The organism is Klebsiella sp. 141240, from assembly GCF_050600805.1.
In the GTDB taxonomy this organism is placed as follows: Bacteria; Pseudomonadota; Gammaproteobacteria; order Enterobacterales; family Enterobacteriaceae; genus Klebsiella; species Klebsiella aerogenes.
In genome coordinates, this window is the sequence record NZ_JAQIRK010000005.1 from 335,262 (window position 1) to 347,403 (window position 12,142).

Sequence of the window (12,142 nt, forward strand, 5' to 3'; positions counted from 1 at the left end):
CTTTTTAGCCTTCATGCCGTTAAAAACTGGCTTCCACCGCTGAGCTACTAATATTCACCGGCATCCCGGAACGTCTCTGTAACGCTGAATCCGCGCGCCCGACGTTCACGCCAGCTCCTTGCACAAACTCGCGTATTGCCGGGGTATACGGCAGCGGCACTTTGCGGTCTGACTCAAATTCCGAACGATTACGCGACAACGGTTCATGCACTTCCAGCCAGCGGCTGCCGTCCGGCTCGGTGGTGTACTTCACCGGCTGATCGATAATCTGTACTCGCGTGCCGACCGGTACATTATCGAACAAGTATTTAATGTCATCGTTGCGCAGGCGAATACAGCCCTGGCTCACCCGCAGGCCAATGCCAAAATTGGCATTAGTTCCATGAATGGCATACAGCCTGCCGATGTAGATAGCATACAGCCCCATTGGATTATCTGGCCCGGCGGGTACCATCGCCGGCAGGGTTTTACCTTCTTTAGCGTACTCACGACGGGTATTCGCCGTCGGTACCCAGGTAGGCCCTTCCTGCTTACGTTCCACGGTCGTTACCCAGTTACGCGGCGTCTCGCGCCCCGCCTGGCCAATACCGATCGGTAGCACCTCGACGGTAGTGCCCTCAGGCGGATAATAATAAAGCCGCATCTCGGCGACGTTTATCACGATACCGCTACGCATGGTAGCAGGCAGGATCAATTGCTGCGGAATAATCAACGAAGTTCCGGATTTGGGTAAATAGACATCGACGCCGGGGTTAGCCTCCAGCATGTTGCTCAGCCCCTGCCCGTACTGCGCGGCAAAGGTTTCCAACGGCTGGGTATTACGCTCGGGCACGCTGATTTTAATCGGACTGCCAACCAGACGACTCCCTTCCGGCGGCAACGGATAACTTACCGCCAACGCGCTGTAGCTGGCCAACATCATCACCAGAGAGCAAAGCAACTTCATACGCCGCACCATCATTTTCCCTTCCTCAGTCGCGACTCACGTGAATGAATTATAGCTGCTTTGACGCCTCCCGCTTGCCTGCTGCCCGCACTCAGATTTGATAATCGATAGCCACTTCCTCCGGCTCCATCGCCTGGCGCTTAATCTCATCCAATGACAACCCGGCATTGCACAGTTCAATGAAACGCCAGACGTAGTTACGCTGTAACTGACCGCGTTTTAACCCCAACCAAACGGTATTGGCATCAAAAAGATGGCGTGTTTCCAGCCGGGTAAAAGTATCCGCTTCGCGAGCATCGCCGGATTGCTCCGCCACCAGCCCCACCCCTAACCCCAGCTCCACGTATGTTTTAATGACATCGGAATCCTGGGCGCTGAGAACGATATCCGGCATCAGTCCTTTACGGGTGAAGGCTTCATCAATACGCGAACGCCCGGTAATGCCCTGGCGGTAGGTAATTAACGGCCAGCGCGCAATCGCCTCGAGAGTCAGCGGCGTAACCTCAATCAGCGGATGATCTTTCGGTACTAATAAACTGTGGTGCCAGCGGAACCAGGGGAATGCCACCAGCGTCGGGTCGTTACTTAAGCGCTCGCTGGCGATACCAATATCCGCCCCGCCATTGTGCAGCAGCGCTTCGATCTCCTGCGGCGTCCCTTGCACTAACTCCAGCCGCACATCGGGGAAAAGTTCGCGAAAAGCTTTAATCACCGGTGGCAGGCTATAACGTGCCTGAGTATGCGTGGTGGCAATGGTTAATACGCCTGAAGCGTCGTTGGTAAAAAGATCGGCAAGCCGGCGGACATTGCTGGCCTCGTTGAGGATCCTTTCGGCAATAGAGAGCAGCGCTTTACCGGGCTCGGTCATCCCCAGCAAGCGTTTACCGCGGCGGATAAAGATTTCTATCCCCAGCTCTTCTTCCAGCTCACGAATATGGCGGCTGACGCCAGATTGCGAGGTGTACAGCATGTTAGCGACTTCCGTCAGGTTGTAATCCCGACGGGCAGCCTCGCGAATAATTTTAAGTTGCTGGAAATTCACCTTTTCCCCCAGGTCTTCAGACATAACATAATGTCTATTGTTAAAGTCTGTTTACCCGGCAAACAAATAATAAAAACCAGCAACTTATTCCTTAAAAGAATATAACCTAACTGACCAGCTGTAATTCACGATTCTCCAGGGACGGACGACTGACCAGCGACAGCAGGATATCTTTGACCGCCTGCGCTTGAGGAGATAAGCCGCCGCGCGCCGAAGTATTCAGCGATAGCGACAGGCTCATCGACGGCGTGCTGATGCGCGCCATCCAGCCATTAGCCGTCCCACACAGCGCGCGCGCCGCCGATTCCGGCAGTACGGTGACGCCCATACCGCTGGCGATTGCCGCAGTTAACGTGGTGATGGATTCGATCTCGCCAATCACTTTAGCCGACAGGCGGCGTAAGGTGAAAGCCTCCGTAACTCGTGCGCAAACGGCGCTATAGTCGCGGGGTAAGAACAGGCTCATTTCCGCAACGGCTGAAAGATCAACGCTTTGTCCCGGACAGTTTTGCGTGCCGACCAGATACAAATCCTCTTTCAGCAGCGGCTGGCTGACCACGCCCGCCACCGGCGAACGTTCATACAGCACCGCCATGTCCAGCTGACCGCCAAGCAGCTTGTCATTCAATACGCTGCCGCTGCACTCCTGCAGATATACGTTCACCTCGGGCAGTTCATTACGTACCGTTTGCAACAGCGGCATGGTGATCGCCGAAGCCGCCGTTCCCGGCGCAAGGCCAATTGCCACCTGCCCGCTCAGCGTCTGGCCAACGTTATGTACTGCCAGATGCGCCTGCTCACACTGGCGTAAAATGGTCCGCGCGTGGGTATAGAGAATCTTCCCCGCTTCGGTTGGCGTAACGCCGCGTTTGGTGCGGATCAGCAGTTTCTGCTCCAGTTCACCTTCCAGGGTCGCTACCTGCTGGCTCAGCGCCGGTTGTGCGATATGCAAGACTTCAGCGGCCTGGGTCAGACTGCCGATATCGACGATTTTCACAAAATACTTCAGTCGTCTTAAGTTCATTTTGCCTCCTGTAAGGGAATGCCACTACTGGCCATTAAGTTACAGGGATTTTGCAAGATGCTTGCCAGGTTTTACGTCGTTGCGCCATTGCCCTTCCGGTGCGGCAAAATAAGGGTTTGTGATAATACTGGTGGCTTCCATGAGCGCATGATATGCCCCATTAGGGGTATAAATGCACCATCGTGGTGCATTTTCAGCGAGCTTTACCATAAAAGGCTTTTGATTGTTGAAATTGTCAGCAGTCGAACGCTTTATGGCGAATCAGCCTTTGACAACACCGCAAGTCATCGATAATATGCGCCCCGTTCACACGATTCCTCTGTAGTTCAGTCGGTAGAACGGCGGACTGTTAATCCGTATGTCACTGGTTCGAGTCCAGTCAGAGGAGCCAAATTCTAAAAAGCCTGCTTTCGAGCAGGCTTTTTGCTTTATATTTCACATAACTCTTCTGCTTCGTTCATCACCTGCGATATGGTAGCGCCATACTTGTTTTGCCTGATGAGCCTGCATGTTTATCGTTACCGATATCTTTCACGATCAACCCTTTATTCAGCATGCCGAGTGCGGCTATCTTCGCGCTGACCCGGCGTTAAAATTTTGTCGGGTACGTTTCGCCAGGTCGCAACTACAGGACGCTCTTTTTAGCCAGTACGCCATCCCGCTCCCGCCTTCTCTTACTGGCGCCGTCGCCAAACGTAAAGCCGAATATCTGGCCGGGCGCTATTGCGCGCACTATTTGCTGCGACAATCCGGCTGCTTAGAGCCGGTGTTAATCGCCGCGGACCGCGCGCCAATTTGGCCGGCAGGCTGGCGAGGAAGCGTCTCACATAGCGAAGATATCGCCATCGCGGTGGTTAGCGCCGAGGACGACGGCCTGCATCCAGGGGTCGATATCGAGCATCTGCAACCGGAGATCATGCTGGAAAGCGCCGATATGTTTGTTTCAAGAACGGAACAGGCGCAGCTTTCCTGCTGCGGCCTGGATAAGGAATGGGCACTGCTGCTGGCTTTCTCAGCCAAAGAAAGCCTGTTCAAAGCGCTTTATCCGCGCGTGCAGCAGATGTTTGATTTCGATGCCGCCGCCATGGTCGCTCTCGACCCGGCAAATCAGCGTTTCACGTTGCGCCTTAATAAAACCCTCAGCGACGCCTTCCCCGCAGGTAGCCAGTTCAGCGGCGAGTATTACTTCAGTGAAGGCACTGTTCTTACCTGTCTGCGCTAGCTGTTCATTTCGCCACTTCGGGATTATGATGACGCTAACTATTTGACCTGCCTACAGTGATAGATAAATGGATGTCATCGGCATCATTATGTCAGCGGGAAAATCCTCCGTCGACGTAGCGCTTTATACCTTGTTACCCATTATGGTCGTCATGCTGATCATAATGAAATATCTCGAAGTCCGCGGAATTCTCGACATCATCGTGCGCTGGCTGGCGCCGCTGCTGAAGCCCTTTGGGTTGACCGGTATGAGCGCCTTCGCGCTGATTCAGATAAATTTTGTGAGTTTTGCCGCCCCGCTCGCCACGTTGGCGATTATGGATAAACGTGGTGTTTCCGACCGACAAATGGCCGCCACCCTGGCGATGGTGTTCGCCATGGGCCAGGGCAACGTTTTCTACCCCTTAACGCCGTTCGGCCTGCACTGGCTGGCCGCGATCGCCATTTCTATTATCGGTGGGCTCTGCGCCGCAGCGGTCTGCTGGTACGCCACCGGGCGTAAGTTATCCATTGTCGAGAGCAGCCGGGCAGAAGCGCTCCTGGAAAGCGAACAAAATAATCACGGGCTGATTGCGGTGATCAATAGCGCCGGCGCCGACGCTATCCGTCTGGCGCTTGGCGCCGTGCCGATGCTGATTTTATCGTTGACCATCGTCGGCCTGATGCAGGCGGCCGGCGTCATCGAGATGCTGCAGCGCGTACTGATGCCGCTGCTGCTATGGCTACATATCCCCGAAAACTTCGTCCTGCCCGCGCTGGTGAAATGTGTTGCGGGTGGCACCGCCTATTTCGGGGTTATCTCCGAGCTGGCGCAGCAGGGTAAAGTGACGCTCAGTCAGATTAACGCCTCCGCAGGGCTGCTCATCCAGACCTTCGACCTACCCGGCATCGGTATTTTCCTTGGCGTCAGCTCAAGATTTGTGCGTCTTTTCCGCTTCGTCGCCCCTGCCGCCCTCATCGGTATTGCGCTGCGCACGGTACTGCACATCCTATGGTTCTGAGAACGACGGCAGACGCTGATTAACCCGCTGCAGCAGGTAGGGGAAAAATGGGTTAGAGGTGGCGCGCATTAACGTATCAAGGCCGACGCTCAGCGTCGCGGTCTCGCCGCGTAGCGAAATGGTGCCAAGGCTAATACCGCTAAGGTTTTTCTCCGTCGGCTCGCGGCCATACAGCGAATCGGTGATGGGGAACGGCACCGCGATATGCGAAAGCGAGTACATATCCTGCGGCCAGGCCAGATGCAGCGCCTGCGTTCTCTCGGCAGTGTGCCCCGCCAGCGTCAGGCGCGCGACGGTATCGAGGGTGTGCGGAGTCGCATTCGTCACGATCGTCGTGGAGTACGGACGCGGCGCCGGAGGTAACAAGGTATTCATCGCCGAATAAGTCGCCGGGCGAAACAGCGCCCGCAGGTTCGCCGCCTGATTAATATCGAAAATCACCAGTTCGCTGCCGTTGTCCGGCAAATAGCGGTATAACGAATCAACCACCGCTCGGGTACTGACTGTAGAATCAATCACCGACTGAAAAGTTAACACCGGCGCGATAGAGGCTAAGCGCTGGCTCTGCGCCGCATCAAGAATCTGTTTTTGCAAGGCCTGGGTCAGCAGCCACGACTGGCGCGCTGCCTTTACCGGAAAGGAATTGTATTTATAGGGATTAAACTCCGGAACAACGTTTAGCCACGCCGCGCGCGCAAAGGCGGGAAATATCGAAGGCAGGCCAGCCAGTCCGGCGAACCGGGCAAAAGCGGTTACGCCAATCATCGGCGATAACAGTATTATCTGCTGCGGCCTGACCAGCGATTTATCGGTCAATTCATCGAGCGCATACTTCAGCGCCAGCGCGCCGCCGTTAGAATATCCCACCAGATGCAGCGGCACATCCCCACCGGCACGTCGCATCGCTTCCCGAACCGCCAGGCGGGTTGTCGCCAGCCATTGTTGCCAATCAACGCGGGTTAATGCGCCCGGCGCGGTACCGTGGCCGGGTAAGCGCGGCGCCACCGCGACAAAACCTTGCCGTTGATACTCTTCCGCCAGATAGCGCACGCTGTAGGGGGAGTCGGTTAATCCATGCAGCAACACCACCGCACCACGCGGTTTGCCGGATGGCAGTAATATAAAGGAGCGATTCCAGTCTGGCGTAAAACGTTGCGGATAGACCAGGCTGTCGCGATAGAAGCGATTTATCGGCGTTTTGTCAGCGGCAGGCAGTTGGTCGCTGACCTCACGCCGCAAATCGGCAAATATCTTATCTTCCCGTTTGAGATAGCTGGCAAAACTGGCTCGGTCGATTTCATCAGCGGTCATCTCATCCCCAGACCAGGTATGCCAGCGCTGCAATGCAGGACCACGTTCCGATTCATATATTCGTCCGATGAAAAATACCACCGCTACAATAACCGCCGCTGCCAGCGCTTTTTTCGCCAGCGAGACTATCCTTAATCCAGATTGATTCAGAAGCTTGTTAAATCGCATCAAAGCCATAGGTGGTATTTGCCTGTCCCGCTGCATCGCAGAGTTAAGATTTAACAACTTCAGCTAAACGTAAATTAAACCAATGGGTAGTTTCAGTTGTCTTTAAAGCACTAACGCGTCAATTATCATTCTGAGTGTAACAAGCCTGGGTGAAAACATGGAGTGGTGGGTCAAGAAAGTACGGAAAAATGCCTCTACAGCAACAACTTGCGTGGTTCTACAGAGTGGCCAGATCGTGGTAATTGCTGAAATCGAAAGCCGATGCAGACTACAGGAAGGTGATAAGCTAACGCCTGGTCCTAATGCACTTTATTACATCAACAATAACGACGCGGCGACATTAAGAGTGGTAAGCGCAAGTAATTTTAGCGCCGAACGCTGGGCACAGACTGCCTGACCCTGCGCGGCTAAGCTTTTATTATCAACGAGTTTGACTATTTACCCGGGCCTGTAATTTTCCTTCGCCATTTTCACGCTGTAGCATACTATCAACAGTATCAGCAGACCTGAAACAAGGAGCGAATGATGAACCAGAAGGCCGTCAGTCTGACCCCGGAGCAGGCGCTTTCCCAGTTGGAAGCGCAGTATGAAAGAGCGGTTAACGCGTTGCGTAAGGCCATTGGCGAGTACATTCACCACAATATCCTTCCTGATGAAATAGCCCGTGCTGAAGGCTTATTCGTCTATCCTCAATTGTCTGTCTCGTGGGATGGCGCCGAGCACAAAGCCTTAAAAACCCGAGCCTGGGGGCGATTCACCCATGCAGGCTGCTACACCACCACCATAACCAATCCAAAACTCTTTCGCGCTTATCTGCTGGAACAATTAACTCTGCTATATCAGGATTACGGCGCGCATATTAGCGTCGGCAATTCGCAGCACGAAATTCCCTTCCCTTACGTGATTGATGGCTCTGCGCTGACGCTGGATCGCTCGATGAGCGCCGGATTAACGCGTTATTTTCCGACCACCGAACTGTCGCAGATTGGCGATGAAACCGCCGATGGCCTGTTCCACGCCACCGAGTATTATCCGCTGTCGCATTTTGACGCCCGCCGCGTCGATTTTTCACTTGCGCGCCTGAAGCACTACACCGGCACGCCGGTTGAGCACTTCCAGCCGTATGTCTTGTTTACCAACTACACGCGTTACGTCGATGAGTTCGTCAGCTGGGGCTGTAGCCAGATCCTCGATCCGGATAGCCCGTACATTGCCCTCTCCTGTGCAGGCGGGATTTGGATCACCGCCGACACTGAGGCCCCGGAAGAGGCGATTTCCGATCTGGCGTGGAAAAAGCACCAGATGCCGGCCTGGCACCTGATCACTAACGACGGTCAGGGTATTACGTTGATCAACATCGGCGTCGGCCCGGCCAATGCCAAAAATATTTGCGATCATCTCGCGGTGCTGCGCCCTGACGTCTGGCTGATGATTGGCCACTGTGGCGGCCTGCGTGAAAGCCAGTCGATAGGCGACTATGTACTGGCGCATGCCTATTTACGTGACGACCACGTGCTGGATGCGGTGCTACCGCCGGATATTCCCATCCCGAGTATCGCCGAAGTGCAGCGTGCGCTGTATGACGCCACTAAACAGGTTAGCGGCATGCCGGGCGAAGAGGTCAAACAGCGTCTGCGTACCGGTACGGTGGTGACCACCGATGACCGCAACTGGGAATTGCGTTATTCCGCCTCGGCGTTGCGCTTTAACCTAAGCCGTGCGGTGGCCATCGATATGGAAAGCGCCACTATTGCCGCACAGGGCTATCGTTTCCGCGTACCTTACGGCACGCTGCTGTGCGTCTCCGATAAACCGCTGCACGGTGAAATCAAGCTGCCGGGACAAGCGAACCGCTTCTATGAAGGGGCGATTTCCGAGCATCTGCAGATAGGGATCCGCGCCATCGATCTGCTGCGCGCCGAGGGCGACCACATGCACTCCCGCAAGCTGCGTACCTTCAACGAACCACCGTTCCGTTAATCCCGGGCAAGCCCTGCGCGCTATTTGCGTAGGGCAAAATTGTACGGATACAGAAAAGCAAAAAGCCTGCTCGAAAGCAGGCTTTTTAAATTTGGCTCCTCTGACTGGACTCGAACCAGTGACATACGGATTAACAGTCCGCCGTTCTACCGACTGAACTACAGAGGAATCGTGTGAACGGGGCGAATACTAACGACCACGCTCAGCCATGTCAAAGATGTTTTTAATAATAACGACCGTTTGCCGATTTATTCTTCACTTCGACTAAAAAGTAACACTTTTTCAGGGTATTCATGACTTTTCTTCCAGCCGAGCCTTTAATCGCGGGTACTTCCACAGCCAACGCCCGGTGATCATTCGGCGATAGAACAACAGGCCGCGCACCGCCCAGTCAAGCACCATACCCAGCCAGACGCCGATGACGCCCATGCCCAGCATGATCCCCAGCGTATAGCCAGCAACCACCCGGCAGCCCCACATACCCAGCATCGAAACCCACATGGTGTAACGCACGTCGCGTGCGCCTTTAAAGGCACAGGGCAAGGTCCAGGAAAGCGACCAAATTGGCATAAACAGGGCATTGAGCCACAATAACTCTTTAACCACCACTTTTACGTCTTCTTCGCTGGTGTAGAACGAAGCGATCAAGCCGGCGAACGGTGCGGTGCCCCAGGCAATAAGCGTCAGGATAATAGTCGACAGCCAGAACACAAACCAGGCCTGACGTTCCGCCTGGCCGACCTGCCCTTTCCCCAGTCGTTTTCCGGTAATAATAGTTGAGGCCGAACCCAACGCGTTACCCGGCAGGTTAATTAACGAAGCCACCGAGAAGGCAATAAAGTTCCCGGCGATGACGTTGGTCCCCATCCCGGCAACAAACATCTGCGTCAGCAGCTTGCCGCCATTAAACAGTACCGATTCGATGCTCGCCGGGATGCCAATGCCCATCACCTCCCAGATAATGGCAAAGTTAAACGGCTTAAAGTAGCTCTTCAGCGAAATGCGCAGCGCCGGGTTAAAGCCTGTCATCAGGACCCAGATGGTTGCCAATGCGCCAATATAGCGGGCAATAGTCAGCCCCAGCCCGGCGCCGACAAAGCCAAGCCCCGGCCAGGAGAAGAGGCCGTAAATCAGGATACTGCTGATAATAATATTGAGAATATTCATCCCACCGTTAATTAACAGCGGGATTTTGGTGGTCCCCGCGCCGCGAAGCGCGCCGCTACCAATTAAGGCAATCGCCGCCGCCGGATAGCTCAGCACTGTCAGCTCAAGATAGGTTAGGGCCAGTGCCTTAACCTGAACCGTGGCGTCGCCGGCAACGATATCGATAATCTGCTCACCAAAGGCGTGAATAATTGCCGCCAGCACGATCGAGAACAAGGTCATGATCGCCAGCGATTGACGCGCGGCCGCCCTCGCCCGCTTTCTATCGCGTTTACCGAGGCTGAAGGCCACCACCACGGTGGTGCCCAGGTCAATCGCGGCAAAAAACGACATAATGACCATATTAAAGCTATCGGCTAAGCCCACCCCGGCCATCGCTTCTTTACCGAGCCAGCTAACAAGGAAAGTACTCAGAACCCCCATCAACAACACGCAGGCATTTTCCAACAGGATCGGTACGGCAAGGGGACTAATTTCACGCCAGTAGAGCACCCGATAGCTCTTGCGTTTTTTAAACCAGGACGTGCGCGCTACGGCCTGGCGTACTGCTGAAGTGACGTTCAAGGGAGACCTTAGTGAGAAGAGTTGAAACAACATTTCAAATGATGATTGAGAACTGCTAATCCTGCAAAGTATTTTTCCTGGTAATTTGTTGGCAATTACGACAAATTGTCGATAGATGCAGCAAGCGGCTCGCCACAACTGAATTGATATTTGACAAAAATTTTTTCGCCGCTAAGATACCACTCCACACGATTCCTCTGTAGTTCAGTCGGTAGAACGGCGGACTGTTAATCCGTATGTCACTGGTTCGAGTCCAGTCAGAGGAGCCAGATTTAGAAAAGCCTGCTTACGAGCAGGCTTTTTGCTTTTCTATTATGACAAACTGGGTACCGGCGTCGCTCTAAACGCATTGATCGCTTTATCAAGCACAACCTGATCGTCGCTTCCGGAATCAAGTATGGTATTACGTTGAGATGCTGCGTCGACCTGTACGGTCGTCACGTCGAGAACTTCCAACCCCTCTAATGCCAGCAGCGCTCTAACTTGTGCAGAGAAACAAGATTCTGCATGACCTTTTAACAATGATGTATCGGTGGTAGCAACAATATGATTGTCAGAAATATAGTTACTATCTCCTGATGCCAACCGTATTATGACAGGTGTCGCGCCAGCAGGAACGATATACTGTTTATCAATCGATTCAGAAATATGGTTAGCAATAATCGAATTATTCTCACCTTCTATATATAGCAACCCATACAAGTCATCTAAACCATTACTATACGACTGCATAGGTTCCCAAGGTTCATGTTCACGGAAAAAGTGGTTTGCCGTCACCAGGTTTTCTGAACAGCTATTCTCAAAAACCAGCATCCCTGGATAGAATGAATGAAATCTGTTACTGCTAACTGCAGAACGAAGGACACCAGAAAAGTGAATACTGCTTTTACCGCGGGGAAAAATGTTGTTTGCTGTAACCAGAAGGCCACCAAAGTTCTCTGCATAAATGGAATATCCTCTATAACCGGCACCTATCAAATTATCGGTTATTTTTGAAGCCTGTCCCGACCCACGGAGTTCTATACAATTACCGCACTCAGCAATAAAGTTATTATGTATCGCCAATGCATCGGCATTATATATAGTGATGCCGTGTTCAAGATATACGAATCCCATTCCACTAATGCGGAATGAGTCCTGCGCACTGGCAATATAAATACCCGTTTTACCATTGAGATAGGTGTTTTCAGGATCGTTACTTCCCGAACCGTCATCCACAAAATGTAACCCATCAATGCAAAAATCCGCGAACTCAACTGAGCTTATTCTTGGGTCACCGCTACGCTCAATATAAAAAGCCGCCCCTTCCGCTTCCGGAGTCGTAGATGATGGTGTTATATCAACAAGTATACGACTACCGCCTGGCCACAATTCATGCCAGCTTGCCCAATCACTTTCCGGAGTATTAAAACGGATACTTGAAGAGGTAAACCCATGTCCGTCTCCTTTAACTTTCAAGTAACTGATGTCTATTACTACCTGAGTGAGCAAATGATAGTCTCCAGGCGGGATATAGATAACAGCCCCCGGTTTTCCACCATCATTTACATCTGTGTCTGTTTGCCGATTTTTAATATCGGCAATAATACTATTAATCACTAAACCGATATCTTCAAAAGGATTACCTTCACTCCACTCTGTTACATCATAATAATTTTCACTCGACATGCGTTATTTTCCTCTACATTATTAGGATAGGTAGATATTACGGTTCTATT

The 12,142-nt window shown here is 52.9% G+C and carries 12 protein-coding genes and 3 tRNA genes; 6 read left to right on the forward strand and 9 right to left on the reverse strand.

Annotation, left to right across the window (positions count from 1 at the left end):
- Window positions 1-19: 19 nt before the first annotated feature.
- The 4 genes from ldtA to PGQ95_RS12500 all read right to left on the reverse strand — a co-directional run bounded on the left by ldtA (window position 20) and on the right by PGQ95_RS12500 (window position 3,222).
- On the reverse strand, window positions 20-961 hold the full coding sequence (gene ldtA, locus PGQ95_RS12485) for a L,D-transpeptidase (RefSeq protein ID WP_430918264.1): 942 nt from the start codon (window positions 959-961) through the stop codon (window positions 20-22).
- A 76-nt stretch (window positions 962-1,037) separates the two neighbouring features.
- Window positions 1,038-1,988, reverse strand: a complete 951-nt coding sequence (gene cbl / locus PGQ95_RS12490) for an HTH-type transcriptional regulator Cbl (RefSeq protein ID WP_045390486.1) — start codon at window positions 1,986-1,988, stop codon at window positions 1,038-1,040.
- Window positions 1,989-2,094: 106 nt separating this feature from the next.
- Window positions 2,095-3,012 (reverse strand): nitrogen assimilation transcriptional regulator NAC, encoded by a 918-nt coding sequence (gene nac, locus PGQ95_RS12495; RefSeq protein ID WP_087860503.1) that lies wholly within the window; start codon window positions 3,010-3,012, stop codon window positions 2,095-2,097.
- Window positions 3,013-3,051: 39 nt separating this feature from the next.
- Entirely contained in the window at window positions 3,052-3,222 is a 171-nt protein-coding gene (locus tag PGQ95_RS12500; protein WP_430918266.1) for a hypothetical protein, read from the reverse strand.
- 105 nt (window positions 3,223-3,327) lie between these two features.
- Here PGQ95_RS12500 and PGQ95_RS12505 point away from each other — a divergent pair.
- The 3 genes from PGQ95_RS12505 (at window position 3,328) to PGQ95_RS12515 (ending at window position 5,234) form a co-directional block, all read left to right on the forward strand.
- A tRNA-Asn gene (locus PGQ95_RS12505) sits at window positions 3,328-3,403 on the forward strand.
- Window positions 3,404-3,520: 117 nt separating this feature from the next.
- Entirely contained in the window at window positions 3,521-4,234 is a 714-nt protein-coding gene (locus PGQ95_RS12510) for a 4'-phosphopantetheinyl transferase family protein (protein WP_213794513.1), read from the forward strand.
- Between the two features lie 67 nt (window positions 4,235-4,301).
- Window positions 4,302-5,234 carry a nucleoside recognition domain-containing protein gene (locus PGQ95_RS12515; RefSeq protein ID WP_430918268.1) on the forward strand — a complete coding sequence of 311 codons (933 nt, stop codon included), beginning with the start codon at window positions 4,302-4,304 and terminating at the stop codon, window positions 5,232-5,234.
- On the opposite strand, the gene PGQ95_RS12520 is transcribed toward PGQ95_RS12515, so the two are convergent.
- Complete coding sequence (locus tag PGQ95_RS12520) at window positions 5,223-6,713, reverse strand: alpha/beta hydrolase (protein WP_430918314.1); 1,491 nt, start codon at window positions 6,711-6,713, stop codon at window positions 5,223-5,225. The two genes, PGQ95_RS12515 and PGQ95_RS12520, sit on opposite strands and share 12 nt — an antisense overlap.
- Window positions 6,714-6,870: 157 nt before the next feature.
- Between PGQ95_RS12520 and PGQ95_RS12525 the strand changes: the two genes are divergently transcribed.
- Together PGQ95_RS12525 and PGQ95_RS12530 are read left to right on the forward strand one after the other, a co-directional pair.
- On the forward strand, window positions 6,871-7,110 hold the full coding sequence (locus PGQ95_RS12525; RefSeq protein ID WP_087860499.1) for a histidine kinase: 240 nt from the start codon (window positions 6,871-6,873) through the stop codon (window positions 7,108-7,110).
- A gap of 128 nt (window positions 7,111-7,238) precedes the next feature.
- Window positions 7,239-8,693 carry an AMP nucleosidase gene (locus PGQ95_RS12530; protein ID WP_015365878.1) on the forward strand — a complete coding sequence of 485 codons (1,455 nt, stop codon included), beginning with the start codon at window positions 7,239-7,241 and terminating at the stop codon, window positions 8,691-8,693.
- Between the two features lie 92 nt (window positions 8,694-8,785).
- Here PGQ95_RS12530 and PGQ95_RS12535 read toward each other — a convergent pair.
- From PGQ95_RS12535 to PGQ95_RS12545, 3 genes are all read right to left on the reverse strand, one after another.
- Window positions 8,786-8,861 (reverse strand) — tRNA-Asn (locus tag PGQ95_RS12535).
- A gap of 123 nt (window positions 8,862-8,984) precedes the next feature.
- Window positions 8,985-10,424, reverse strand: a complete 1,440-nt coding sequence (locus PGQ95_RS12540; protein ID WP_183269053.1) for an EmmdR/YeeO family multidrug/toxin efflux MATE transporter — start codon at window positions 10,422-10,424, stop codon at window positions 8,985-8,987.
- A 95-nt stretch (window positions 10,425-10,519) separates the two neighbouring features.
- Window positions 10,520-10,612 carry a DUF5951 family protein gene (locus PGQ95_RS12545; protein WP_373431808.1) on the reverse strand — a complete coding sequence of 31 codons (93 nt, stop codon included), beginning with the start codon at window positions 10,610-10,612 and terminating at the stop codon, window positions 10,520-10,522.
- A gap of 5 nt (window positions 10,613-10,617) precedes the next feature.
- Between PGQ95_RS12545 and PGQ95_RS12550 the strand changes: the two genes are divergently transcribed.
- A tRNA-Asn gene (locus PGQ95_RS12550) sits at window positions 10,618-10,693 on the forward strand.
- Window positions 10,694-10,736: 43 nt separating this feature from the next.
- Here PGQ95_RS12550 and PGQ95_RS12555 read toward each other — a convergent pair.
- Window positions 10,737-12,092, reverse strand: a complete 1,356-nt coding sequence (locus PGQ95_RS12555) for a right-handed parallel beta-helix repeat-containing protein (protein WP_430918270.1) — start codon at window positions 12,090-12,092, stop codon at window positions 10,737-10,739.
- Between the last annotated feature and the right edge of the window lie 50 nt (window positions 12,093-12,142).

What these genes read in the sequence shown, in the direction of transcription:
- PGQ95_RS12510 (WP_213794513.1), top strand. Translation starts at nt 3,521, where the DNA reads ATGTTTATCGTTACCGATATCTTTCACGATCAACCCTTTATTCAGCAT.
- PGQ95_RS12530 (WP_015365878.1), top strand. Translation starts at nt 7,239, where the DNA reads ATGAACCAGAAGGCCGTCAGTCTGACCCCGGAGCAGGCGCTTTCCCAG.
- ldtA (WP_430918264.1), bottom strand. Translation starts at nt 961, where the DNA reads ATGATGGTGCGGCGTATGAAGTTGCTTTGCTCTCTGGTGATGATGTTG.
- PGQ95_RS12520 (WP_430918314.1), bottom strand. Translation starts at nt 6,713, where the DNA reads ATGCGATTTAACAAGCTTCTGAATCAATCTGGATTAAGGATAGTCTCG.
- PGQ95_RS12500 (WP_430918266.1), bottom strand. Translation starts at nt 3,222, where the DNA reads ATGGTAAAGCTCGCTGAAAATGCACCACGATGGTGCATTTATACCCCT.
- PGQ95_RS12515 (WP_430918268.1), top strand. Translation starts at nt 4,302, where the DNA reads ATGGATGTCATCGGCATCATTATGTCAGCGGGAAAATCCTCCGTCGAC.
- nac (WP_087860503.1), bottom strand. Translation starts at nt 3,012, where the DNA reads ATGAACTTAAGACGACTGAAGTATTTTGTGAAAATCGTCGATATCGGC.
- PGQ95_RS12525 (WP_087860499.1), top strand. Translation starts at nt 6,871, where the DNA reads ATGGAGTGGTGGGTCAAGAAAGTACGGAAAAATGCCTCTACAGCAACA.
- PGQ95_RS12555 (WP_430918270.1), bottom strand. Translation starts at nt 12,092, where the DNA reads ATGTCGAGTGAAAATTATTATGATGTAACAGAGTGGAGTGAAGGTAAT.